The sequence below is a fragment of the Gardnerella piotii genome (assembly GCF_003397585.1).
GTDB lineage: Bacteria > Actinomycetota > Actinomycetes > Actinomycetales > Bifidobacteriaceae > Bifidobacterium > Bifidobacterium piotii.
On the sequence record NZ_QJUV01000001.1, the window covers coordinates 1,373,637 to 1,399,943 of the forward strand.

General features: G+C 47.9%; 20 protein-coding genes and 1 tRNA gene. 1 reads left to right on the forward strand and 20 read right to left on the reverse strand.

From position 1 onward, the window contains the following. Positions 1 to 28: 28 nt before the first annotated feature. The 9 genes from nusG to D0T20_RS05870 form a co-directional block, all read right to left on the reverse strand. Entirely contained in the window at positions 29 to 850 is an 822-nt protein-coding gene (gene nusG / locus D0T20_RS05825; protein ID WP_116438677.1) for a transcription termination/antitermination protein NusG, read from the reverse strand. Between the two features lie 28 nt (positions 851 to 878). Beyond that, positions 879 to 1,094, reverse strand: a complete 216-nt coding sequence (gene secE / locus D0T20_RS05830; protein WP_004111941.1) for a preprotein translocase subunit SecE — start codon at positions 1,092 to 1,094, stop codon at positions 879 to 881. Between the two features lie 38 nt (positions 1,095 to 1,132). Next, a tRNA-Trp gene (locus D0T20_RS05835) sits at positions 1,133 to 1,208 on the reverse strand. Between the two features lie 135 nt (positions 1,209 to 1,343). After that, entirely contained in the window at positions 1,344 to 2,648 is a 1,305-nt protein-coding gene (locus D0T20_RS05840; RefSeq protein ID WP_116438678.1) for a pyridoxal phosphate-dependent aminotransferase, read from the reverse strand. A 610-nt stretch (positions 2,649 to 3,258) separates the two neighbouring features. Beyond that, on the reverse strand, positions 3,259 to 4,404 hold the full coding sequence (gene proB, locus D0T20_RS05850) for a glutamate 5-kinase (RefSeq protein WP_016790710.1): 1,146 nt from the start codon (positions 4,402 to 4,404) through the stop codon (positions 3,259 to 3,261). A 10-nt stretch (positions 4,405 to 4,414) separates the two neighbouring features. Next, positions 4,415 to 6,079, reverse strand: coding sequence for a GTPase ObgE (obgE, locus tag D0T20_RS05855; RefSeq protein WP_115761708.1), 1,665 nt, complete (start codon positions 6,077 to 6,079; stop codon positions 4,415 to 4,417). Between the two features lie 355 nt (positions 6,080 to 6,434). Continuing rightward, positions 6,435 to 6,686 carry a 50S ribosomal protein L27 gene (gene rpmA / locus D0T20_RS05860; RefSeq protein WP_004106248.1) on the reverse strand — a complete coding sequence of 84 codons (252 nt, stop codon included), beginning with the start codon at positions 6,684 to 6,686 and terminating at the stop codon, positions 6,435 to 6,437. Between the two features lie 33 nt (positions 6,687 to 6,719). Next, positions 6,720 to 7,028: a 50S ribosomal protein L21 gene (gene rplU, locus D0T20_RS05865; protein WP_004111933.1), complete on the reverse strand. Its 309-nt coding sequence runs from the start codon at positions 7,026 to 7,028 to the stop codon at positions 6,720 to 6,722. A 184-nt stretch (positions 7,029 to 7,212) separates the two neighbouring features. Then, positions 7,213 to 10,572 carry an Rne/Rng family ribonuclease gene (locus D0T20_RS05870; protein WP_240320598.1) on the reverse strand — a complete coding sequence of 1,120 codons (3,360 nt, stop codon included), beginning with the start codon at positions 10,570 to 10,572 and terminating at the stop codon, positions 7,213 to 7,215. A gap of 320 nt (positions 10,573 to 10,892) precedes the next feature. On the opposite strand from D0T20_RS05870, the gene D0T20_RS05875 reads away from it, so the two are divergent. Further along, on the forward strand, positions 10,893 to 11,834 hold the full coding sequence (locus tag D0T20_RS05875) for an AEC family transporter (protein ID WP_116438749.1): 942 nt from the start codon (positions 10,893 to 10,895) through the stop codon (positions 11,832 to 11,834). A gap of 395 nt (positions 11,835 to 12,229) precedes the next feature. On the opposite strand, the gene D0T20_RS05885 is transcribed toward D0T20_RS05875, so the two are convergent. The 11 genes from D0T20_RS05885 to D0T20_RS05935 all read right to left on the reverse strand — a co-directional run bounded on the left by D0T20_RS05885 (position 12,230) and on the right by D0T20_RS05935 (position 26,301). Then, positions 12,230 to 13,090, reverse strand: a complete 861-nt coding sequence (locus D0T20_RS05885; RefSeq protein WP_116438681.1) for a KilA-N domain-containing protein — start codon at positions 13,088 to 13,090, stop codon at positions 12,230 to 12,232. A gap of 477 nt (positions 13,091 to 13,567) precedes the next feature. After that, positions 13,568 to 15,007: a Maf family nucleotide pyrophosphatase gene (locus D0T20_RS05890; protein WP_116438682.1), complete on the reverse strand. Its 1,440-nt coding sequence runs from the start codon at positions 15,005 to 15,007 to the stop codon at positions 13,568 to 13,570. 52 nt (positions 15,008 to 15,059) lie between these two features. Beyond that, entirely contained in the window at positions 15,060 to 16,100 is a 1,041-nt protein-coding gene (thrB, locus tag D0T20_RS05895; RefSeq protein WP_116438683.1) for a homoserine kinase, read from the reverse strand. 108 nt (positions 16,101 to 16,208) lie between these two features. Beyond that, complete coding sequence (locus tag D0T20_RS05900) at positions 16,209 to 17,591, reverse strand: homoserine dehydrogenase (protein ID WP_116438684.1); 1,383 nt, start codon at positions 17,589 to 17,591, stop codon at positions 16,209 to 16,211. A 96-nt stretch (positions 17,592 to 17,687) separates the two neighbouring features. Then, a complete protein-coding gene (locus D0T20_RS05905; protein ID WP_016636174.1) occupies positions 17,688 to 18,698 on the reverse strand; it encodes a CPBP family intramembrane glutamic endopeptidase in 1,011 nt (336 codons plus the stop codon). Positions 18,699 to 18,710: 12 nt separating this feature from the next. Beyond that, positions 18,711 to 19,856 (reverse strand): D-alanine--D-alanine ligase family protein, encoded by a 1,146-nt coding sequence (locus D0T20_RS05910; protein ID WP_116438685.1) that lies wholly within the window; start codon positions 19,854 to 19,856, stop codon positions 18,711 to 18,713. A gap of 174 nt (positions 19,857 to 20,030) precedes the next feature. Beyond that, the gene (locus tag D0T20_RS05915) at positions 20,031 to 21,026 is read right to left on the reverse strand and encodes an NAD(P)H-dependent glycerol-3-phosphate dehydrogenase (RefSeq protein ID WP_116438686.1); all 996 of its coding nucleotides are present in this window, start codon (positions 21,024 to 21,026) and stop codon (positions 20,031 to 20,033) included. Positions 21,027 to 21,314: 288 nt separating this feature from the next. Then, positions 21,315 to 22,196: a lysophospholipid acyltransferase family protein gene (locus D0T20_RS05920; RefSeq protein ID WP_116438687.1), complete on the reverse strand. Its 882-nt coding sequence runs from the start codon at positions 22,194 to 22,196 to the stop codon at positions 21,315 to 21,317. A 548-nt stretch (positions 22,197 to 22,744) separates the two neighbouring features. Continuing rightward, a complete protein-coding gene (locus D0T20_RS05925) occupies positions 22,745 to 23,617 on the reverse strand; it encodes an anchored repeat-type ABC transporter permease subunit (protein ID WP_004115980.1) in 873 nt (290 codons plus the stop codon). Beyond that, positions 23,617 to 24,438 carry an anchored repeat-type ABC transporter ATP-binding subunit gene (locus D0T20_RS05930; protein WP_116438688.1) on the reverse strand — a complete coding sequence of 274 codons (822 nt, stop codon included), beginning with the start codon at positions 24,436 to 24,438 and terminating at the stop codon, positions 23,617 to 23,619. Before D0T20_RS05930 ends, D0T20_RS05925 begins: the two co-directional genes overlap by 1 nt. A 27-nt stretch (positions 24,439 to 24,465) precedes the next feature. Then, on the reverse strand, positions 24,466 to 26,301 hold the full coding sequence (locus D0T20_RS05935; RefSeq protein WP_116438689.1) for an anchored repeat ABC transporter, substrate-binding protein: 1,836 nt from the start codon (positions 26,299 to 26,301) through the stop codon (positions 24,466 to 24,468). Positions 26,302 to 26,307: the final 6 nt, after the last annotated feature.

A 26,307-nucleotide genomic window follows, 5' to 3' on the forward strand; every position in this document is an offset into this window, starting at 1 on the left:
TATTTAATAGCTATTTAAACAACAACTATCAAACAATAGGCTCTACCTGGTCAAAGCCAAGCTCCACAGGGGTCTCTCTGCCAAAGATAGAAACAAGAACTGTAAGCTTTTGCGTTGTAGGATCTACGTCCGAAACTACAGCAGCCATAGTTGCAAATGGGCCGTCTGTAACTGTAACTTGATCGCCAACCTTGTAAGCAACTTCCACCTTGCGCTTGCGAGCAGCAGCTGGCTTATCTCCAGCCTTCTTCAACGCCTCAGACGCAATCATAGGAGCCATCATATCAATAACTTCCTTGCGGCTAAGAGGCGCTGGATCCTTAGATGGGCCAACAAAACCAGTAACGCCTTCAGTTTCGCGCACAATGCGGCGAGCATTCTCGTCTGGCCACATGCGAATAAGCACATATCCTGGAACGCGCACACGGGTAATAACCTTCTTGCCCTTGTCTGTGTGCTTTTCAACCTCTTCCATTGGAACTTCAATCTGGAAAATCTTATCTTCCAAACCAAAGCTTTGAACGCGAGATTCAACGTTAGTTTTAACGCGCTTCTCGTAGCCAGAGTAGGTGTGAAGAACGTACCACTTGCCTTCAAGAGTTCGCAAAGTCTTGGAAAACTCGGCGACTGCAGCGGCGCCAGCGTCTGTAGGATTTACGTCTGCAGAATCTTCGGAATCTTCAGCAGAATCAGCAGAATTGTCGGCAGAATCAGCGCTATTTTCCACTGGCGAATCGCCAGCAACCGTAGATTCAGCCTGCTCAGGCGCATCTGCAGCAGCAGAAGCTGCATCTAAATCAGCAAAATTCTCTACAGACTCAACATTTTCGAGATTCAACTCGTCAGTCATATTTGCACACCCTCAAAATTCGTTTAAATCAGCCAAACAGCCACATAACGGACTTGCCTAAACCGAAGTCCATAACAGTGACAAAAACCATCAAGAAAATAACAAAAATAAACACGGAAGCAGACCAAGCAAACAACTCTTTGCCGTGTGGAGCTACGACTTTGCGCGTTTCGTCAATAGTTTGCTTAATGAACATGCCAATACGCATGAACAAATTTGGCTTCTTCTCTTTTGCCTTGGCCATGCTTGAATCCTTCGTTTGAAAATTGTTAACAATAAAACTGGCAGGGACGGCGGGACTCGAACCCACAACCTACGGTTTTGGAGACCGTTGCGCTACCAATTGCGCCACATCCCTAGGTGAACTTGCTAATCATACCTTAAAAAGATTGACTTGGCAAAACCGCCGAATATTCATGATAGCGGAAGGGCAAGATTTAAGGGGTTTTATTATGATTAGCGAGTGTCGCTAAACGCGCGGAAGCTTCCGACTTTAAAGCGCGCTACCGCCTTCAATCCACTGCTTCATGCGCCTCATGCCCTCAGCAAGCTGACTATCCGCCAAAGCGCACGAGAATCGCAAGTAACCAGGCGCGCCAAAAGCCTCGCCAGGAACAGCAGCAACATGCGCTTCGTCAAGAAGCATTTGTGCGAACACAGACGATGTGCCTGGAATCTTAGAATCCTTGCCAAGTGGGCGCTCAAGCAGCGCCTCAACGTTTGCAAACGCGTAGAAAGCTCCGTGCGAAAGAGGGCAAGTTACGCCCTCCATGCTGTTCAGCGCTTGCACAATCGCCTTGCGACGAGCGTCGAAGGAATCACGCATTTTTGCGACTTCGTCTAATGGTCCGCCAACTGCTGCAAGAGCTGCGCGCTGCGAAATATTAGAAACGTTAGACGTCATGTGACTTTGAAGCTTAATCGCGGCTTTTGCGGCCTCAAGCGGCGCAACCATCCATCCAACACGCCAACCTGGCATTGCGTACGTTTTTGCAACGCCATTCAAAACAAGAAGCTGGTCGCGCACTTCTGGCACTTCCACGCCAATGTACGAAGTTTTTACGCCATCGTAATGCAAATGCTCGTAGATTTCGTCGGAAAGCACCCAAATGTGGTGTTTTACAGCCCATTCGCCAATCGTGCGAATTGTTTGCGCGCTCCAAATAGCGCCTGTTGGATTAGAAGGCGAAGTTACAATAATCGCACGCGTGCGCGGTGTGCGAGCCGCCTCAATCGCCTCAATATCTGGCTCAAAACCGCGATCCGCTCCAGACATAACAGGCACAGGAACGCCGCCTGCAAGTTTTACTGCCTCTGGGTAGCTTGTCCAATATGGCGCTGGAATTATAACTTCGTCGCCATCGTTTAGCAAAATCTGGCATGCTTCGTAAACAGCCTGTTTGCCGCCATTCGTTACAACAACTTGATTTGGGGAAACATCGTAGCCAGAATCGCGCTTAACTTTGCGCGCAATCGCATCGCGCAGCTCTGGAAGGCCAGCCGTAGCTGTGTACTTGTAGTTTTTTGAGTCTTTGCATGCGGCGGATGCGGCTTCAACAATGTAGAGTGGCGTTGGGAAATCAGGCTCGCCTGCGCCGAAGCTAATAACGTCGATTCCTGCGGCTTTCATCGCTTTTGCTTTGCCATCTACAGCAAGCGTTGCACTCGGTGCCACTTTGTTAATGCGATTGCTCATAGAGCGCCATTGGGAGTTTGATGTATTTGCTGCGATTTGTTGCGAACCTTCTGCGACTTGCGATTCGTTTTCTGCAATATTTGCTGCGATATTTTCTGCCATACTTACAGTTTAACCATTACACGTTATTTCCCGATTTTGCGCATAAATTGGGTAGAGATTCGAGATTTTTCGCAGCGGATGAAGCGTTTCTCTCGCGCGGTCTAAGCGCGCTCGCGTCTTCGCCGCACGTAAAGTCCACTGGACTTTACGTTTGAGCGGCTCAGCGAATCGAAGTGCATTCGCGCGCTACTCTTTAAGCGCTCATGCAAGTCGATTCGCAGTCCTCCGATGGTGATTCGCTGAAGTAGCAAGAAAAATCGAGAATCTCGGCGATTAAGCAATACGCAAAAGTTCTAGATATCCAGAAGGTTTGATGTATTTCTCTACGAGCAATAAATAGCGCCATACTGAGGCCTTAGAATATTAACGTTCATAAGCTATACGTAAAAGTGTTTCGCTCGCGCGGATTAGCCGCACTCACGTCTTCGCAGCGCAGAAGCAGTGCTTCTGCCTTGAGCTGCTCAGCGCTCCAAATTGCCTTCTCGCGCTACGCTCTAAGCTCGAAGGCAGATTGGCGCGCCTGCGAGGAGAGAAATACTCAAACCTCGCGCAACACCAAATAGGAAGCCGCGCAACAAACACAAGGAGCATGAAGAAAAGCAAGCAAATGCTATAAAAGCACAAGATTGTCGCGATGCACCACAGGATGCGCGTATTGCCGCCCCAAAGTGGCCTCTAAATCGTCCGTAGTAAGACCCATTACCTGAGGTATCTCGTCTGAATCAAATGCAACTAGCCCTTTGGCTAAGTGGTTTCCATGCTCATCATCAATCCACACTGGGTCGCTCGCACAAAAATCGCCAGTAACCCCTACGATTCCAGCAGCCAACAGGCTTGCTCGCCCTGCGCAAACGGCTGCAGCAGCACCAGAATCTACAATAATCGCACCATGCGGATTAGACGCAAAACCAATCCAAAGTCTTCTAGAAGACGCGCGCGAGTTTAGTGGCGCAAAAACGGTTCCAACCGAATCGCCAGCTAGCGCACTCTCCGCGCTACTCGCACATGTCAAAAGCGTTGGGATTCCAGAAACAGCAGCAATATGCGCCGCATCCATCTTGGTTACCATTCCGCCTGTACCAACGCCCGATCCGCTTTCGCCAACTTTAATATCGTCTAGCGCGCGCGTAACATCTGCAACAAAGCTAATCCGCTTGGCACCTGGCTCGCTGGGCGGAGCAGTATAAAGCGCGTCTACGTCTGTTAAAAGCACCAGCGCATCTGCGCGAACAATGTTTGCAACAAGCGCCGCCAGCCTATCGTTATCTCCAAAACGTATTTCGTTACTAGACAAAGCATCGTTTTCGTTTACGATTGGCACAACGCCTAATTCCAGCAGCCTAAGCATTGTGCGTTGAGCATTGCGGTAGCGCGAAGGACTTATAGTAACGTCTGCCGTTAGCAGCATTTGCCCTACTTTTAGACCATATTTTGCAAATGCTTGCTCGTATTGCGCCATAAGCAAACCCTGACCAACCGAAGCCGTAGCTTGCTGCGTTGGAACGTCTTTTGGCCTAGAATCAAAGCCGAGCAGCCCAAATCCTGCTGCGATTGCGCCAGAAGACACAAGCACAACATGCGCGCCGTTAATTTGCGTGCGACTAATGGCATCTACTAGCGAGCGCAACTTTTGCACATCTAAGTGACCATTTTGCGAAGTTAGCGAGCTAGACCCCACTTTTACGACTATTGTGCGCGCATTGCTAATTGAACGCCGAACCCCGTTTTCGGTAGGCTCAATTGCTTTATTAACCATTATTAATCAATTACTCTCCACGCCCAAATAGGCTCTGCTCATCGTGTTTATCGTCATCTACCGATGGATCTGCCCAATGCCCTTGCTTGCGTTCCGCCATCATAGCGTCTCGCACGGCACTCTTTGCATCCATCATTGTGTGGTAGTCGCGGCGGCGCTCCGCATTAGTGCGCCTTGCGCCACGCGGGTCATTTGCCTCAAGTCGCAAGTCTTTTCCGCGCGCACCAAGGCTTGCGCCATCCAAACCTTCCGCGCCTGCTGCAATGCTTGGATCCCAGTCGAAGCAAACCATGCGGTTTCCGCGGCCAATCCTAATCTCGTCTCCTGGTCGCGCGCCCTTCTTGCGCAACTCGTCTTCTACGCCAAGCTTCGCTAAGCGATCCGCCAAATAGCCCACTGCCTCGTCGTTGTCGAAGTTTGTTTGCACAACCCAACGCTCTGGCTTAGCACCCGTAACAGTAAACCAAAAGTCGCCATTTTTGTCTTCTTCGCGCTCGATTGTAAAGTCGCTAGCACTTCCGCGTCCATCATCTCTGCGGCGTCGTAATGCTGGCTGCTCAAGCGGCTGAATAACAACGCGTTCTTCTTCTCGCGCAGCCTCTTGCTCGGCAAGCTTTTCGCGCATACTAGCCACCATCTTTCCAAGCGCAAAACCAAGCTCTTTCAAGCCTTCGTGAGAAGCAGTAGAAATCTCAAAAACTGGCATGCCCATTTTTTCAAAGTCGCTTCGCACAAATTCTGCCAACTCTTTTGCTTCTGGCACATCAATCTTGTTGAGCACAATAATTCGCGGACGCTCGGGAATTGGAATCGCTCCAAGCGGCAAATCAAGCTTGTTTGCGTATTGCGAAAGCTCGTGTTCCAAAGCCTTATAATCGCTGATTGGGTCGCGATTTGGCTCTAGCGTTGCACAGTCGATTACGTGGGCGATTATTTCCGTGCGCTCAATGTGACGCAAAAATTCTAGACCAAGTCCTTTTCCTTCGGAAGCACCTGGAATCAATCCTGGCACGTCTGCGATTGTGTAGCGGTATTCGCCAAAGCTGACTACACCAAGATTTGGAACAAGAGTTGTAAACGGGTAATCTGCGATTTTTGGCTTTGCAGCACTGATTGATGCTACAAGACTTGACTTTCCTGCAGATGGGAATCCAACTAGCGCCACGTCTGCTATCGACTTTAGCTCTAGGATTACGTCTCGCTCTTCGCCAGGCTCGCCAAGCAGCGCAAATCCTGGAGCGCGACGCACCTTGTTTGCAAGAGCTGCGTTTCCAAGGCCGCCAGCACCTCCTGCTGCGACTACGAAAGTGTCTCCTACGTGTTGCAAATCCGCCAAAACGTTGCCAGGCTTTTTTTGCGCGCCCGATGCGCCCTTTGCCTCAAAAATCACGGTTCCAACTGGCACTGGCAGTATAAGGTCTTCTCCTTTGGAGCCGTCTTTTGTATCTCCCAAGCCCATTGTGCCACTTTGCGCTACTCGATGTGGCATAAATCGGTAATCAAGCAAGCTATTTGCATTGCGATCGGCTACGAATATAACGCTTCCGCCGTTGCCGCCGTTGCCGCCATTTGGCCCTGCAAGTGGCTTGTATTTTTCTCTACGCACGCCTGCGGAACCGTTGCCGCCGTCGCCGCCTTTAACATGTACTGTTACTCGATCTACAAAATCGCTCATAACTTTTACCTTACTTGATACTCAATACTCGCCAGATTTGCCTGCGCTTTGACTGAGCTTGAAATTGCATAACGCATTTCAAGCTCCTTCAAAGCGCTGAGCCGCTTAAGCGTAAAGTCCAGTGGACTTTACGCGCGGCGAAGACGTTCGCGCGTTGTAACGCGCGAACGTCTTGACCTGCCTTTCCGCATTTTGTACGTAATTTAGGCCAAATTTGGTACAAAAAGCGGAAAACACTTACGCACTTTGTAGCTCAAAACGCCAAAATCAACAACAAAAAGCGTCAATACTCGCCAGATTTGCAAAAACAAAAAAGCCGCACCGAACGGGGTGCGGCTAGAAGATTATTGGTTACTCAGGCGGTAACTACGTCTACAACCTTGCGATCGCGACGAATGCCAAACTTCACATTGCCGTCTACCAAAGCATACAGCGTGTGATCCTTGCCCAAAGCAACGTTCTGTCCTGCATGGAACTTGGTGCCGCGCTGGCGAACAATAATGTTTCCAGCCACAACAGCTTCTCCACCGAACTTCTTAACGCCAAGATATTGCGCCTGCGAATCGCGACCGTTGCGCGAGCTGGACGCACCCTTCTTATGTGCCATCTTGCTGTCCTTTCAGGTTTATAACACCGTCAATCAGGCGATGGCCGTGATCTTGACGAGAGTCAACTTCTGACGATGACCCTTGCGGCGAGCCACGCCAGTCTTGTTCTTATACTTCATAATGCTAATCTTTGGACCCTTAGCTTCGTCGTTAAGAACTTCTGCCTTAACTGTGATCTTTGCAAGATCCTTAGCGCTTAAGGTCACCTTAGCACCGTCAACAACGAGCGCGACCGGGAATTCCACGGTATCGCCCTTCTTTGCATCGAGACGGTTTACGAGGATGGCGTCTCCAACCTCAACCTTCTCTTGATGGCCACCGGCCTTCACAATCGCGTACATAATTCGTTCCTTAGCTAAATTGAAAGCTTTACTTTTGCCTCGCGCGCAGCATTGAACATGCGGCAAGACACCGACTATCAAAAATACACCTACCCCTGTACTAACGTCAAGAGCTAATCTATAAAGTCGAGCTAAACAGTAGAAACTATTGTACTCAAGCCTTATACTTTGGGCGTTTTTAGTTTTATGATTCGTCTGTTTTTTCTTGCGACTCGTCTTTTTCTTGCGACTCGTCTGTTGCTTCTTGCGATTCAACGGTTGCTTGCGACTCTTCCGCTGGCTTATCTACTGGCTCATCTACTGAAAAATCGCCAGCAAACGCCGCATTCGCAGCACCCTCAGAATCCACACTAATCGCAGAATCAGCAACATCCGCAGAATCCGCATCATCCTTACCGCCGTCCAAACTTCTGCGCAAAGACTCCTCAAAGAACGCCGAAGACGCAGCCGCAGCCGCAATCTTCGCCAACTTAGCGCGAACATCTGCACTAGACTCCTGCTTAACTGTAGGCGCAGTGTCTGCAATGCTTCCGTGGCCGTGCTTATTGGTCTTAATAAACGGATCTCCGCCCTTAAGCGCGTACGGATCGGCGTATTCCGAAGACACAGTCGGCTCGTCGTGAAGAATAAACCCACGGCCTTTGCACGTTGGGCACTCCTCCGAAAACGCTTCAACAAGCCCCTGCCCAACACGCTTACGCGTCATTTGCACAAGACCAAGAGAGGTAACCTCCGCAACCTGATGCTTTGTGCGGTCTCGCGCAAGACACTCAACAAGACGGCGCAAAACAAGATCGCGGTTTGCTGGCATAACCATGTCTACGTAGTCGATCATAACCATGCCGCCAATATCGCGAAGTCGCAGCTGGCGCGCAATCTCTTCGGAAGCTTCCAAATTGCAACGAGTCACAGTCTCTTCCAAAGACTTTCCGCGGCCAATAAAACGACCCGTGTTCACGTCAATCGTTGTCATTGCTTCCGTTCGGTCAATAACAATCGACCCGCCTGCAGGAAGATAAACCTGGCGCTCCATGCCTTTTCTAAGCTGGCTGTCGATTTGCCACTTGTCAAACACGTCTTTACCTTCATGCTCTGCAGGATCCCAGTACTCAATCTTGCTTTGCAAATCAGGCGCCATCATCTCCAAGTATTCGCAAATGCGGTCGTACGCGCCCTTGCCTTCCACAATCATCTTTTGGAAGTCGTCGTTAAAAATGTCTCGAACAACGCGAATTGCCACGTCTGGCTCGCCTTGCAACAGCTTTGGACGCTTTCCATGCAAGAATTCCTGGCGCTTTGCTTCTATGCGATCCCACTGTTTTACAAGCGACTCAAGGTCTTTTTCAATCGCATCTTCACTAGCACCATCGGCAGCAGTTCTAATGATTATGCCCATGTCTTTAGGCGCGATTTTGCTTACGATTGCGCGAAGTCGGCTTCGCTCGCGGTCGGATAGCTTGCGACTTACACCCGTCATCGCTCCAGACGGCACCAGCACCAAGAACCTTCCAGCAAGCGTTACTTGCGATGTTAGTCGCGCACCCTTATGGCCTATAGGGTCCTTAGTAACTTGCACTAGAACAGGGTCTCCCGCCTTAAACGCAAGCTCCATTCTTCGCGGCTGACCTTCTAGCCTGGTTGTATCCCAGTTGACTTCGCCAGCGTAAAGCACGCCGTTTCTAGCCTGACCAATGTCTACGAACGCAGCCTCCATGCTTGGCAGCACGTTTTGCACGCGGCCAAGGTAAATGTTCCCAACGGTTGCAACTTCTTGAATGTCGGAAACGTAATGCTCTACAAGAATGTTGTCTTCGATTACAGATATTTGCGTGTGACGATCGCGTTCGCGCACAACCATAAGTCTGTCAACGTTTTCTCGCCTTGCCAAAAAGTCTTGCTCCATAAGCAAGTTCTGGCGGTTGCGCTCTCTGCGATTATCGCGGCGGCGCTGCTTTTTGGCTTCCAGCCTTGTGGAGCCTTCAATATCTGTGATTTCGTCAATATATTGCTGTTTTCTAGACCTTCGACTTTGCGAATCCGTCTCTGCAGAGTCAAATCGCGATTCACTAGCGCTTGAGTCATCTGCAATCTTGGATCTGCGACGCCTGCGCCTACGCGTGTAAACTTCTTCGTCTTGAGATCGCAATTCTTCTGGGTCTGGAATCAAATCTCGGTCTTCTTGAGAAACCTCAATTTCGTCTACGCTGTACTTGCTAGACGTTGAATTAAAGGAAGAAGATTCTTCGGATTCGGCAGATTTATTGGCATTATCTGCTCTATCTGCCCTATCTACTCTAGAGGAGCGCCTGCGACGCCTGCGCCTTGTTACAACGCCATCCTCGTCGTCTTGCAAATCGGATTCTTTTGCGTAGACTTCATTTGAATCTGCGTTATCTGCGTTATCTGCGCTATAAGCATCGTCAACGCTATCAAAGTTATCAACGCGATTTCGGGCAAAATCTCCACTAAAATCATCCTCAAAATCGCTATAGTCAAGTCTTCTAGAGGCTTTTCCAGCTTTACGATTTTCTATTGGCGCGTAAGTTATGTCGTCGTATTCAAGGTCTTCTTCGATTTGCTCAACCTCGGCAGCAGCTCTGCGCTCTGCAGCGTTAAGTCTGCGATTTTTGCGCGATTTTCGGGCGTTCTGGCTTCCATACTCGCCGCGCTCACTTGCTTGCGATTCATCTTGATTCGCATTTTTATCTCGCTCAATTTGCGCGTTTTTCTCGTCTCGATTTGCTCTAGAACGCACACGAATCAATTGCGTATCGTCGTCTTGCAAATCATAATTATCGTCAAAAGTTTCGCGGCCGCTTTTAGCTTTGGCATAAGACTTGTTCGAGCGAGTTTTACGCGATTTTTTAGAATTGCGATTTGTGTCTTCACTAAAATCGTCTTTGTTTTCAAGTGATTCGCTAAAGTCTAAACTGTTGTCTGTTGACTTGCGATTATTGCGTGACTCTCGGCTATTTCGCCTACTCTCGTCTTTGCTGCGCGAATCGCGCGAATCGCGAGAATCACGAGAATCACGACGGCTGCGCGAATCGCGCTTACTACTGCTTGAATCTTCGTAATCCGAATCCGTCTCGCGGCTTTCAGCAGAATGCTCGCGCTGAGGCAAAACTGGCTCTTGGAATAAAAGCGATGTTATTGGGCGTAAATGCGCTTGAGATTGCTGCTGCGCATAAGAACTATCTGCCGCAGAATCCGCAACAAAAGGAGCAGAATCCGCCGCCGCTACGCCATTGCGCAAATCCTGATTATCTCCGCCTTCAACGTGCAACTTCATCGATTCGCCAGCAGCTCCTGCAACTCTGACTACACGCCTTCCAGTGCGCCTGCGACGAACTCCGTTAGCAGCATCGTTAGCGCCAGAAACAACATTAACAACGCCGCCAACTCTAGCGGAAGTAGCATTAGGATTTACGCTAACATTAGCACCAGCATTCTCGCTAGCACTAGAATTAGCATTTTCATTTTTATCTTTTTTATTATCGTCTGCTTCAAATACGTTGAAGCTTTCTCGCGTTACTCTGGGCACAATGCTCCTAGCGAAACGCTGCAATCGTCTCGCGCTCTTAGCCTGGAATGGGCACGCTTGTGCGAGCCACCCCTCGGGCTGTTAATAAAGTCTAGCTGCGCGACAGCGGACACCTGCCTCGATTAAAAATCATGCGATAAAACGCGCGAGGGGATCGACGCCGTCGAATGCTTTGGCGGCTTGCAGCGCCACCGTTCTCTAGTATGCCATATTGCAACGTCAAACAACATACGCGTGCGAATCATAGCGCTGCGAATCGTTGCGTATGCGCGGAGCCACACATTACCCCATTTGCAAAAATCAGCGCTAGAATCGTTTACATGGGTTTAATCAGCGCTATGCAGGGCTTTTGCGTAATCGGTATCGTGATTGCCGCTGGCTACGTAACTGCGCGTCTTCGCATCGGCGGATCGCAAGCACAAATGGTGCTTAATCGCGTAAGCTTTTTTGTTTCTAGTCCTTGTTTAATGTTTGCAATCCTCGCAAAAGAGCCAATTTTTGAGATTTTCCACTCGTCAATTTTTGTTGCGTTTTTCTCCGCAATGATTGTTGGTGCTGCGTTTATTCTGCTCAATCGCCTGTTTTTCCACCTTCCTGCGGCAGATTGCACAATTGGCGCGCTGAACTCGCTTTACTTAAACTCAAACAACATTGGCTTGCCAGTTGCAACCTATATTCTTGGAAATCCCGCGCTTGTAGCCCCGATTTTAGTTATGCAACAAGCTGTTTTTACGCCTGTTGGACTAACGGTTTTAGACGTTACAACCACTGGAAAGTGCTCGCTTAAGCGCATTGCTCAGCAGCCACTTAAGCAGCCGCTTTTAATCGGATCGCTTGGAGGAATTATTATTTCGGCAATTTCCGCAAAAGTTGGCTATTTCCCTGTTCCGAATTTTCTTTATGACCCAATCAAGATGATTGGCGATTCCGCGGTTCCTATGATTTTAATGGCGTTTGGCATGTCGCTTTACGGCAGTAAGCCTCTACAAAAAGATTCTAACCGAGCTGCGATTGCTACAGTTGCGATTCTAAAAAACTTGATTATGCCAATTGTTGCGTTTTTGCTGGCTTATTTTGTTATGGGCTTTCGAGGCGCCACTCTTTACGCATGCGTTGTGCTGGCGGCTCTTCCGACTGGCCAAAACGTATACAATTACGCTGCAAGATACAATGTTGGCTTGAGTTTTGCGCGCGACGGAATCCTGTTTTCTACCACTACAAGTCCGATTTTTATTGCGCTAATCGCAGCAGTTTTAGGGTGACTATGGCGTAAGCAACAAACTCGGATTATGATACAAACACACTTCAGAAAGCGCAAAGGGCGACACGAGAATACTTAGTTCGTTCGCGCGTTACAGCGCGCGAACGTCTTCGCTTGCGTTGAAAGCACACTGTGCTTTCAACCCTAAGCAAGCTCAGCGCTCCGAATTGCCTTTTCGCGCTACGCTCTAAGCGAAAAGGCAGGTCCTGTCGTTAGCGCGGTCTAAGCGCGCTAACGTCTTCGCTTGCGTTGAAAGCACACTGTGCTTTCAACCCTAAGCAAGCTCAGCGCTCCGAATTGCCTTTTCGCGCTACGCTCTAAGCGAAAAGGCAGGTCGGAGCGCACAAAAACAAGGTAAATATCAGTATTAAGTGCAGAATTAAAAAGTGATTAAACTCAATTTTTTAGCACGGAATCCAAACTTTTTATTCCAGAATTATTCAAATTCTCAAGAGATAAAATCTGCGTTCGCGCCAAATTTCTAAGTTTCACCATTCGATCTGTCTGCGGCAAACCCTTAGAAATCAAAACAGCATTATAGCTTTCCATATTCGCCAATACCAGAAGTTCATTAATACTCGCCTCGTCTCGAATGTTGCCTTTTGACTTAGGATTTACATCTCTCCATTGTTTAGCAGTCTTATTAAACAGTGCAACATTTAACAAATCTGCTTCATTTGCATACTTATACATCAACTGCTCAGGAGTCAAATCCTTCAACAAATATTCTTTAATAGCATCCGTATGAATCTTGTAATTAATCTTCGAAATCTCACGGTTCAAATTCCAATTCAGAGAAAGCCTTGAGTTCTCATCAGATTTAAGTCTTTGATAATCTTTGATAATATATAGTTCAAATTCTGCTGAAATCCAAGCTGCAAACTTAAATGCTATATCTTTATGAGCATAAGTTCCACCACCTCTACCGGATTTTACAAGTAAACCTATTGCATTCGTGATTTCTGACCATTTTTTAGGAGATAGCGTAAAAGCATTGCTACCAGCTTCTTTCAAAAACCCCTCGAATTCGATGGGTTTAAAATTCGGATTGTTTAGTCTCTCCCATATGCCTAAATACTCTATTGTACTGTAATTTCTCATCCAGTTTGCAACAACCACATTAGGCTCTTCTTTGTTTTTATATCTCGCAATATCGGTTAAACTAACGTAATCATTCCTAAAATCTTCCGTATAAACCTGAATTGCAAAGCCTTTTGCTGTAATAGTATCTTTTTTAATATTTGACGCATTAGACATAATTGCCCCCTAATTTTTACGCAAATTTACGCAATTAATTGCTTTATTTGATTTGTTTACTTTATTTCTATGCGCTTAACACAAAACCCATGAATCACAAGCAAAATTACAAAATCAAGCACAAGCCATATAACATCTAACAACTAGCAAAACTATCATGCATCAGCGCATAAATACGATTTTATAAGATTTCATAGATAAGAATCAACAAACTCGGATTATGATACAAACACACTACACAAACACACAAAACCGTAGTGCGATTGTACTGAATTTTGGCGTTTTTTAATACAAACGCACTACAAGGCAGGTCATCGTTCGCGCAGGTTAGCTGCGCTCACGTCTTCGCCGCACGTAAAGTCCACTGGACTTTACGTTTGAGCGGCTCAGCGAATCGAGGTGATTTCTCGCGCATTATGCAGCTCGAAATCGTCGATTCGCGCTACGCTCTAAGAGGAAAGGCAGGTCGTCGCACAGCTACCTTTGCGAAGCAAGCAAATCAAGGCGAGCGCGGAAAGACGGCCAATCCGTGCGCATTGCCGTAAGCAGCTTGAGCTTCGGCACATCGTCAATCGGCACCCACTTAATTTCCATACTCTCGTCGTCGTGCGCGCACGGATTCACACAATGCCCTGGCTTTTCAAACGCAAAAACCGTTGTATAACGCCAATTCCCGTGATTTTCGCAATACGCTCCAACAACATCAATGTCTTGAGACGTTATGTTCGCTTCTTCAAACGACTCGCGCAACGCGCCCTCAATCGCAGTTTCACCATCAGATATTGCGCCGCCAGGAATCCCCCACGTGCCGCCTTCCGCGCTCCAAAGCGCGCGATGTTGCATAACAACATGAGTCACGCGCCCAGTGGTCTCGTCTCGCCTAGCAAGCAGCACGCCAGCCGCGCCATTATGACCCCAATGCTTGCGCCCACAATCGCACATAACCCATCCGTCTCCTGGCTGATGCACGTTTTCTTTAGGTACTTCTTTGGAAGCTGGATCGTCTTTAATCGCCTCGCCCTCTAGCTTGCGACTATTCCACAAATCTGGCCAAGCGTACCCAAGATCGCAAACCATCTGCCTTAGCAGCGGCAAGCTGATTCCAAGAACTCCATGCGGATCTCCCTGAATCCCCTCAATAAACGCACCACCAAAGCCTTCTAGCGTAAAGGATCCTGCCACTTCCAGCGGCTCGCCAGTTTCTACGTACGCGCGGATTTCCTCATCGCTCATATGTGCAAAAGTCACGCTTGCGCGACTCACCTTGCACACTGTTTTGCCACTTTTTGCATCGATTAAGCAATGGCCAGTAAACAATTCTCCAGTTTTTCCGCTCATTTGCTTAATCCGCTCAAATGCCACTTCAGGAGTATGCGGCTTGCCGTAGCATTCGCCGTCTAGCAAAAACATGGAGTCGCAGCCAACAATAAGCACGCTGTTGCAATCGTTACAAGATTCATTCATATGCGCAAAATCGTGAATATCAAAAGTCTTAGTAGGCACTTTTACGCCAGAAAAATCGCGAGTTTGCGCAGTATCTACGTTATGCGTTACGTCTGATTGCGAATCGTCTGCCAAAGCGCTACTAGCAGATTCAGAAGATTCAGATTCTGCATTCTCAGACTCAGCCTCAGCCGCCAGCGGATACCCCACAACCAAATCGCCACTAGCCGAAGCTGCTGCATCTGACACAAGCTTCCACGACTCATACACCGCAAAAGCCTTTGCTCGCGCCAAAATCGAAACGCGCTCCTCGGCGCTCATCTGCTCCACGCTAACACCTTGCACATTTGCAGCATTACGCAACGCCGCTGGCTCATCCACCTCGCTCACATGAATCACAGGAATCACGCCTGCAGCAGCCAGCACAGCTCTTCTTGCAGGAGACTGAGAAGCCAAAATCAATGAAACTTTCATATTCCCTCTTTTTGCGATTTCACTCATAACTTCACTTACAACTTCACACAAATTATTCGCGAGTTATTGCAACGCCTGTAGAATCAACATGCACGTGCAAAATTTTCCAATCGAAGCCATCTAAAAGCGGCTTTGCAATTTTTTCTATTTTTTCGCTTATATTAGTAGCGTTATTTTCCTCTTCGGAAGCTTGCGACTTTTCCTCATAGAACACCGCTGCGCAAGATCCAGCTCCCGAAATCGCAGCCGCAAACCCCTTGTCTCGCAAAGCTTTTACCAAATCCCAAGTTGGTTGCATAAGACTTGCTCGGTATTGCTGGTGAATAGCGTCTTGAGTAGCTGTAAAAAGCAAATCGTTTCTAGAAAGAGTGGATTTTACGCAAGAATCGCAAGCATCGGCAGAATCAGCAGAATCGGCAGAATCGCAAGCATAACCAAAATCACCAAACGCAATCGGCAATAAGCAAGCGCGCGAAACATTAAACACAGCATCTGCGTACGGCACTTTTTCTGGAAGAGCTTGACGAGCCATTTGCGTTGAAAGAGTAAAGTTCGGCACAAAAATCGTTGCGCGAATTTGCTTAGAAACGCCGTATCGAACTGTGTGGAACTCATCGCCATTCTTCCAGCTGGTTGTTAATCCGCCAAAAACTGCTGGAGCAACATTATCTGGGTGGCCTTCAATCGAAGATGCAAGCTCAAAAATAGCTTGCTTATTAAGATCTCCATTATGCGCAAAAGCCCAAGCTGCAGCCACGCCCGAAACAATCGCACTGGCAGAAGACCCCATTCCGCGCGCTTGCGGAATGCGATTATGCGCTTCTAGAGTAAATCGCAAACGCGGCAAGCCAAACGCTTCGCACGCTTTGCGAAACGCGCGAACAACAAGATGCGTCTCGTCTTTTGGCAACGTATCTTCGCCTTCGCCATGAATAATCACGCGAACATCTTGCGAATCATCAAGCGAATCATCAAGCGTAAAAACTAGCGAATCCGAATAATCAAGCGCAATTCCTGCAACGTCAAATCCAGACCCAAGATTTGCGCTTGTTGCTGGCACGCAAACTGACACACTGTTGCATACTGGTTTCATTTCGCACCTTTTCCACTCGAGCAGCCTACTAAATTACTTAATTAATTAACTATTTAATAATTACTTAACTACTTAACTACTCGATTACTAAATTATTCAATTACTAGATTACTCAATAATTCGCAAAGCGAGCGGCTTTGCGCACACAGCACCCACCTTTTGCAAATCCGCAAGAATTGCGCTCAAATCCGCCTCTGTGCAATCTTTTACAAGCACGCGCAAATCGCCAGGGCCGCCGATTCCGCAAGCTGGGCAATCGCCTTCGCCATCGTATTGAGTTTGGCAAAGCATAGGCAATCGTTCCGCGTTAACTCCATGCTCCTCAAACACATCCATCACTTCGCCGCAAAGAGCAAGCGAAGTATCCTCCATATTGCATCGCACAACAAAGTCCGCACGAATCGAGCGCGTGGAAGCCAAAGATTTGGCGTTATACATTGGCACACTAGCATCGTTGCAGCCGCGCGCTATGTTTCTAGCAGCTCCAACAATATCTCCAACAACCGCGCTTGCTGTTGGCGCGCCGCCAGCGCCGCGGCCGTAGAACATAAGATCATCCGCCGCTTGCGCTTTAACAAAAACGGCGTTAAAACTGCCATGAACGGAAGCCAGCGGATGCTCTTTGCTAACCAACGCTGGGTAAACGCTTGCGCTCACTGCGACACGCGTGTCGCTTGCAACCGCCGCAAGCAACTTAATCACACGATTTTGCGCACTTGCTGCCGCAATATCTTCAGCCGTGATCGCGCTAATTCCTTCAACACTAACGTCATCAATGCTTATTGGCATTTGGAATGCAAGTGTTGCAAGAATCGCAGCCTTGTTTGCTGCATCAAATCCTTCAACGTCTCCTGTAGGATCCGCCTCCGCATATCCCTTTTCTTGAGCTGCGCGCAAAGCCGAATCAAAATCAAGCCCGCGAACCGTCATCTCGTCAAGAATGTAGTTTGTAGTTCCGTTTACGATTCCAAAAATTTGCGTGATTTTGTCGCCCACAAGCGACTCTCTAAGTGGGCGCAAAATTGGGATTGCGCCTGCAACAGACGCCTCAAAGCTTAAATCCACTCCGTTTTTTTGCGCGCACTCGTAGAGTTCTGGGCCAAACTTTGCAAGCAACGCTTTGTTTGCCGTTACAACCGATTTTCCGCATTCTAGCGCAGTTTTTACAAATGTGTGCGCTGGTTCCAAACCGCCAATTAGCTCAACTATTACGTCTATATCTTCGCGTTTACAAATCGCTCCTGCGTCTGCGCTTAAAAGATCTTTGGAAATCCATGGCGCGTCCACTTCTTCTGGATGCAAGCACGCAACCGCAGCAAGCTCTAGCGGAGCGCCGATTCTTGCAGATAGTTCAGCGTTTTCTTCCACTATTAGACGCGCTGTTTGCGATCCTACTGTTCCAGCGCCTAAAAGACCCACGCGGATTGGATCTGCGGCAAAGCAATCGTCATTTGCGCATTGAGCGCTTTCTAAATTGTTTTTGTCTAACATAGACGCCTCCTAACTTAAATCAATATTCAATTAAATAAATTCAATTTACACAAACAGATTCACACTACACAAACAGATTCAACCTACGCAAATAACCTACACAAACAACATAAGCAGATTCAGCAAAACGGACGCAATCAAGAATCCCATAACTCCAACGGTTCCGTACAATGCTTTTGTTCCAGCACTTCCGCGAATCTCCAGCGGCGAATCGTAGAATTCAAGATACCTCTTGCGGCGCGCAAGTAGCACAATTCCAAACACAAACATAACAATCATAAACATTGCGTAAAGGCCTATAAACATAAACCCAGGAGCCAAATCCGCAATCTCTTGCGTGTTCAAGTTTTCAACCTTAATAAGATCTCCATTTGAATCCATCATGTTGTTTGAAATCCACATTGCTATAACGCTTCCCTGGAAGTTTACAATCATGTGCAAAAATACGCTGTACCTAAGCTGCGACGTGCGAACGTACATGTATCCAAACACAAGACCAAGTCCAAAAGCGTAGAAGAACTGGAACATGTTCATGTGGAAAAGCGCAAACGCCAATGCAGAGAACACAATCGCGCGCTTTTCGCCATACACGCGCAACCTGTCTATAATTTGCTTTCTAAATAGCCATTCTTCCACAACTGGCGCCAAAAATACCACAAAAAGCAGCGTTTCCCACACGTTTCCGCCTGCTACAACGTCTGCAATCCTGTTCTCGGCTTTTCCGCCAGAAATAAGCGCAGAAGCAACAAGCCCAATGTAACTTCCTGCATACATTATTGGCACGCTAACGGCAAAGAATCCGCCAAATTGGCGCAAAGACATAGTAAACTTGCGAGTTTCTATTGCTGGAGTGCGTCTTAGAACAAGCATTGCAAGCGGCAACGCTATTAAGTATTGCGCAACGTCCGAAGAAACAAAGGAGCTTAGCGAAGGACTTAAAACACCTTTTGGAACAAAAATGCTAATCAACTCGCCAATTAAAAGCGTTGCAAGAATCCACGTAAATAGGAACACGCACAGCGACACTCCTACAGATCCTTGACGTCTGCGCGCAATCGTGTACGCGTCTGGATGCTGCTTGTTTGCAAGCTTACGCTGTTTACGCATTTTTACCTCCGACTAGTCTAAAATCACGCCTTCAATAAGCTTTGTGATTAAATCGCTATAGCTTATTCCTGTTGCTTCCCAAGCTTTTGGATACATGGAAATTGGCGTAAAACCAGGCATTGTGTTGATTTCGTTAAGGATTACGCGGCCGTCTTTAGTTACAAAAGAGTCCACGCGACTTAGCCCTCTGCCATCTGCCGCCTTAAATGCTGCGAGCGCCGTTTTGCGAACGCGTTGCAAAGTCTCTTCTGGCAAATCTGCTGGCACTTCAACGTGCGAAGCCGCAGAATCCATGTATTTGCTGTCAAAATCGTAGAACTGGTCTTCACCAGCCTGGCGCTTGTCGAGCACAACTTCTCCAGGCCAGCTGGCTTTTGGCTCTTCACCATCGCGCGCTGCAAGAACCGCGCACTCAATTTCTCGCGCGTCAATTCCTTGCTCTATCAATACTCGCCAATCGTGCTTTGAAGCCTCAAAAACAGCATCTGCTAAAGCTTTAGCATCGCGCGTTTCTACTTTTGTAACTCCAAAACTAGACCCTGCTCGGCTTGGCTTTACAAAAAGCGGATACTCTAGTTTTGCTTCTTCAACTTGCTCAAGAATTTCGTTTGCGTACGCTACGAAGCGATTTGCCGCGTCACTTTCAAACTTGCGCGCGTCCAGTGCGATTCCAGGAGCAACATTAATTCCTGCTGCCTTAAAAAGCTGCTTTGCGTAATACTTATCCATGCACGCAGCAGATGCCAAAACTCCGCAACCAACGTATGGAACTTGCATCATTTCTAGCAAGCCTTGCAAAGTGCCGTCTTCGCCGTTTGGCCCGTGAAGAACTGGAAAGACTGCGTCAATATGCCCCAGGCTTGTAAGCGTGCCATCCGCCTCTCGCACCAAAAATCCGTCTGCGCCCTTTGCTGGGTCTAGCACAACATCGCGCGTTTGCGCGGTTTTTGTGATTACTGGCAGTTCGCCTTGTTCCATGCGGAAGTTTCGCGGATCTTCGCCGCCAACAATCCACTCGCCTTGCTTTGTGATTGCAATGCGTACAATATCGAATCGACTTTCGTCTACAGCACTGAGCACTCCAGCAGCCGATATGCAAGAAATCGAATGTTCGTCTGCTTTACCGCCATACAAGAACACTACACGCTTTTTCGTCATTTTTTTCCTCTATATATTTTGAATTATTTTAGCTATCTTAGATTATTTTAGTTATTTTGAATTATTTTGAATTATTATTTTTGCTTACGATTTACGCGACCACGACTAACGCACTTACGATTTGCATGCTTACGATTAACACGCGGCTTTCGCAACTGCTACTTTCGCGCTTCGCTACTCCTCGCAAACATCGTTATCAAAAAGCAATGCAAGCATCTCTTGGCACGAGATTCCTTCTTCTAACACGCGAGCCATTGCACTCGCAAGCGGAGTTGCAACTCCCAAACGCTTGCCCATTGCCACAACCGCGCTAGTAGTTGGAACGCCTTCCGCAACGCCATTGCTCACAGCGGTTGCTTCTTCAACGCTCATGCCTTTTCCAAGATTGGCGCCAAAAGTGTAGTTTCGACTTAGCGGAGACCCACAAGTTGCAACTAAATCACCAAAGCCTGCAAGTCCTGCAAATGTGCGCGAATCTGCGCCTTCCGCAACGCCCAATGCCGTCAACTCTGCAAGACCGCGAGTTTCGATCATCGCAGCCGTGTTTTCGCCGTAACCAGCTCCTCGAGCCATGCCAACTGCAAGCGCAACAACATTTTTAAGCGATCCGCACATTTCTACGCCGATTACGTCGGTGGAAACAAACGCCTTAAAATAGCTGTTTGAGCAAGCTTTTGCTACAACTTCGGCATTCTCGCGATTCTCGCACGCAACTACCGCCGCAGCATGCTGCCTTAGCGCCACTTCTTTGCTTAAGTTTGGCCCAGATAGTGCCGCAAAACGGTTGCGCGGTAAGTTCAAGGCCTCGCACACAACTTCGTCCATACGCTTGCCTGTAGCTCGCTCAATGCCTTTCATAAGCGAAACAACAATCGCATTTTGCGGAATTTTGCCAGCAAATTCTTCGAGTGCAACGCGCGCAAATTGTGCTGCAATCGCAACTACTACAATGTCTGCGTTTGCTACAGCTTCTGCGCGATCCCCCGTAGCTGTCATGTTTTCTGGCAAACGCTCTACGATTGGCAGTCTCACTTCGTTGCGGTGATTATCTCGAATGCCTTCAACAATTTGCGGCTCTATTGCCCACATTGTCACTTGATTTCCCGCGTCTGCAAGCACCTGCCCAAACGCCGTACCCCAAGCTCCAGCACCCAACACCGTAACGTTCATGTTTACGCCTAGCCTTTCGGTTTATTAGTGTAAACCGCTTTGGCTTTAAGCCATTTGTAGCGATTTACAACTAGTCAACTCATAGTCAACCTAGTCAACTTAGTCAACTTTTAATCACACTATTACATAATTCTACACAGTGCGCTTTACGGGCATTTTGTGAAGACTTTATTAGTGATTTATTAGTGACTTGCTTACGATTTTCTAATAACTTATCACTGATTTATCAACGATTTACTTACGACTTGTCAACAATTTACGACTTATCGAATCGCAAATTTGCAACCACTATTCTTTGACTCTTTTCATAAGCTTGTAATCGAAGTATCCTTCTGGCGATTTTTCGCCGCGAATCTCTTCCATAATTTCCGTCATGCGCACGCGTACGCGACGAGCCAATTCGGCAGCAGACTCCATTGGCGGCAAATCGCCCCAATGCTCCATATCTTTTAGAAGATCCGAATAGTCAAGACGCGCATCGTAGCACATTACAACGTTCTTCCTTGGCCACGGCCACCAATGATTAATGCTTGCAGCACCCCATGTAACAGCGCAAAATAGCGGAATTTGATGCCCCAGCATGCGCGATGCTTCGAGTGCAATAACTCCGATTCCTGGCTTCATGCTCATAGGCCATTTTTGAGGGTCGCGCGTAACTGTTCCTTCTGGCCATACGCTAAGCGGCCTGCCGTTTGTTAGGATTTTAATCGATTCTTCTTCGATTTCGCGCGCTTTTCCGCTTCTGCGCGGAACTGGTTGCATGCCAACAAGCTGGAACCATTTTCCTAAGATTGGCCAATGCGCAAGTTCTGCTTTCGCCATGTATCGCGGACGGCGGCCTTGGTGGAATAGAGACGTCATTGGCACAAAAACGTCGAACATTGTAACGTGCGTGCAAGCGGTTATAAACACGCCTTCTTCTGGCACGTTTTCTAGTCCCCATGCGCGCACTTTACAACGAGATCTAAGCACTCTAGACGTTCCTTCGAGCAGGCGCTCGGTTGCCTTTGGATTTTGCGCGTTGATTTCTGCCGCATTTGGCGTACGCGCGCCAGTTGGGTAGTAATAAGTAGGATCAACTAACTTGTGTGCGCGCGCTAAGCGTTCTACTTGCTCATCGCTGAGCGGCTTAACTGCGCTTCTAGGCGAAGGTTTTCCTTTAGATACCATACGTCTATTGTGCCGCAAAGTATAAACCGCGAAATATTCCATAAGCACACTACATGATTACGCCAATCTGTGTAGAGATTCGAGATTTTTCGCAGCGAAAGAGGCGTTTCGCTCGCGCGGTCTAAGCGCGCTCGCGTCTTCGCCGCACGTAAAGTCCACTGGACTTTACGTTTGAGCGGCTCAGCGAATCGAAGTGCATTCGCGCGCTACGCTTTAAGCGCTCATGCAAGTCGATTCGCAGTCCTCCGATGGTGATTCGCTGAAGTAGCAAGAAAAATCGAGAATCTCAGGCGACTAGTGATACGCAATTGTTCAAGCATGCAAGAGGGCTGGGTGATTCTTGGTCGAACAGTATAAGAGCGGCAGCCGATACCCAATAACACAATGGCACACGCCTACAAACAAGCTTCAACCAAAAATAAAATCAAAGCCAAATCGGAACAACCGCAACAACAAACTACACGTAAGAGGCGGAGCGTTGTGAGACAAGAAACACCCAGCCCTCCTGCACACCAAGCGAGGAAAACCGCTCGCGCGTTACAGCGCGCTTATGCAACGACTGATCGTAGTTTCGGCACAATTCTCGCTACCAACCCGTGTTTAGGCGAGCACACCCACGCTAGAACAAACATAAAAGTCGCAACCAAAACGATTGTTCCGCCAGTAGCAGTGTCTAAACTCCAAGACAAGTACATTCCAAGAATCGAAGAAGCGCACCCAATAGCAGGCGCCAAAATCATCATCTTTCCAAGTCGGTCAGTAAGCAATCGCGCAGTCGCCGCAGGCGTAATCAAAAGCGCTAAAACAAGCACGTTTCCGATTATTTGCACAGATACTACTACAGCAATAGCAACTAAAACGTATAACATTCCATCCAACCACGCTACTGGCAAGCCCATTGCGCGGCTTGTTTCTCGGTCCATCGAAACGCATACTAGCTCTTTGTGGAACATCATTAAAAGCGTTACGATTATTAACCCTGTTATTGCCACTACAGCAATGTCGGAGTCTGGTATTCCTGTAATGGAGCCGAATAGGAACGATTCCAGGGATCCTGCATAGCCAGAAGCTTTTGATATTACTACGATTCCGAGCGCAAAGGCAGACACAAAAAATACGCCTATAAACGAGTCTTCGCGAAGCCTGCGATTTTGGCTAAAGATTGATACGATTAGCGCAGTTGCAACTCCTGCGAGCGCGCCGCCAAACAGCAAGTTTCCTTGCAGAACAAACGCGATTGCAAGTCCTGGAAACACGGAGTGCGCCACTGCGTCTCCAATAAACGCCATTCCGCGTAGCACCACGTAGCATCCAACTACGCCGCAAATTACGCTAGAAAGGCACGCCACTATAAGCGCTTTGAGCAAAAACCAAAGGTCTGGGTTTGTAAGGTCTTGTATAAAGTCGATTGGAGATAGCATTATTTTTCTGCCCCACTTTCATGCGCCATAACGCGCTCTACAGCTTTGATTAGTGGATTTTGCGCATCCACATGGAATGTTTGCACCCATTGATTTGCGTTTAACGATTCTGGAGCGCCATCTCCTACTATGCTTCCGTCAAAAAGCATGATTCTAGAACACGAGTTTATAGATCCGATTATGTCGTGCGAGCTCATCAAAATAGCTTCTCCCGACTTTGCTAAATCCAAAAAAAGACTCGTGAGTAGCTCTTGAGTAGGCATGTCTAAGCCTGTAAATGGCTCATCTAAAAGAAGCAATCGCGGCTGCCCTGCAAGAGCGCGCGCAACGAGTACGCGCTGCCTTTGCCCGCCCGAAAGCTCGCCGATTGTGCGATCCCTAAAATCCGCCATTCCTGTGCGCTCAAGAGAAGCGAGAGCTATCTCGTAGTCTTCTGTTTTTGCGCGACGAACGTAGCCAATGTGACGAATGCGACCCATCATTACTACGTCTAGTACAGAAAGTGGAAAATCCCACGCAATATCGTGGCGTTGCGGCACGTAACCAACGTTGTTTACTCGCGAATTAATCAAAGATTCATCGCTTTTACTAGCGTGCACTTCGAGTTTTCCAGAATGCGGTATTAGCCCCATAATCGCGCGGAAAAGCGTTGTTTTACCAGCTCCATTTGCGCCAAGAAGCCCAACAAATTCGCCGCTTTTAATCGTAAATGAAACGTCTTTTACAATCGTGCGGCTGCCGTAACTTACGCTTAAGTTTTGCGCATTTATAACAGTATTCGCGTCTATATTCGCATCCATATTTCCCTCATTAATCTTCATAAATCCAACATCAATCTCACTTAAATCTCACTTCAAGCACTTTGCCAAAGAATCCGCATTCGCTCGCATCATATCCGCGTAAGTTCGCACTTTAGAGTCGAAAGCATCTCCATAAATCGGGCAAACTTTTACGTGCGCTTGCGCAGCAAGCTCTTTAAGCACAGACGAACGCGAGATCAAATTTGGCTCCAAAAACACAGCTGGAATCTCTAAATCGCGCAAAATCTGCTGCAATCTACGCCTATCTTGCACGCTCGGCTCGCTCGAAGGATTAATCGTTACAAATCCTGCAATATTCACGCCGTAAGTCTTACCCAAGTACGCAAAAGCGTCGTGCGTTGTAACCAAATTGCGCTTCTCTTTTGGTATTGACGCAACTTTTTTGCGCATATAAGCGTCTACATCTAACAACTTGTTAATGTATCGATCCGCATTTTCGCGATATTTACGAGCATTTTTCGGGTCCACTTCGCAAAGGCGATCTGCGATTGTGCGCACGTATGCTATGCCATTTTTTACGGATTGCCACAAATGCGGGTCAATATCTCCGTGAACGTGCTTTCCTAAAACTGCTTGCGGCAGCTGATAAATCTTTTGCCTTGCAGCTCCCAAAAACCTGTATCCGCGTTCGGCTGGTATCTCTTTTAGCGCGTTAGTTGGCACTTCTACAACAACATCTTGCGGCTTGTAATACACGCGTTTTGGCGCAGCGGAGCGTTTTTCTTGCAAAGTATCTACGCGGTACACAAATCCACGTTTTGCTAAGTCGTAAGCCAAATCTGCATGACCTTTGTTCAGCACTACGCTAGCTCCACGTTTTTTGGCTATTTTTTGCGCGTTTACGCCTACAGCAAATCGCATTTTAGCGTTTCCAAGACTAGAAACTACCTCGTTTTGCGCGTTTAGCATGTCGGCGTGCAATTCAAGCGTGTATTCGCCTGGCTTGCTAAACGCCCAGCTTAAATGCGTGTGCGCGTCTGCTGGCAAGTCTATGTGGTCTTCTGCGCTTATGCCGTTTGCGCTGTTAAAGTATGTTTCTACGCTTCCAAAAGTGCCAGTCAAGTATGCGAATAGCGCGCCAGGCCCTTTTACTTTCGTTGCTGTTAAGCGTATTCTGTCGGAGCGCTTCATGTTGTATGAGTTAGGCTTTATTACAGTTGCGCGACCTTCTTTTGTTGCGGTAGAAGGCGCATTTGATTGCAAAGATTGACCTGACTTTTCTAGTTGGCTAGCTTGCTGTGAATTTGTTTTTGTTTTATTGAGATTGTTTAGCGAAGCTAACTCACCAGCCGCCGCCGAGGGCGATTCTTCCGCACGCTTTTGCGTATTTGCACTTGTAGCGCCTTGCGCGCTATGCGCTTCCTCGCTCGGTTGCGCAGCCATGCGTTCTGTAGCAAGCCCTAGCCAAATCGTGTCTAAAGACACGTCTTCTATCATCGGAATAATATCTGCCGCGTGCTTAACGCTTTCTTCCGCAAGTTGCACATTTGGCACACCTTTTCGCAAATTCGCATCTAAAGCTGTAATTACGCCGTGTTCTTCAAGCATCATGTAATTGCTAAAAGCAACATCCGCGTACACAACGTCTCTAATTGAGCGCAAACGCGGCTCGTACGAATGCGGATCCGCGTTGTCTGGCACAATCGCACTCACATTTGCTGCGTCTCCTGCAACATTCGCAACCATATCTCGCAAAACGCCCGTTGTTGTTACAACGTTAATTTTGCCAGACCTTGAGCTATTTGCGTGAAGTACACTATTAGGCGCACCGCACGCGCCCATCGGCAGCGCTGTTAAAACAGCTAAAGCAGCCGCAACAGCACGCATCGCGCTCTTTTTACCTACTAAATCAACGAATTTCATTAATTT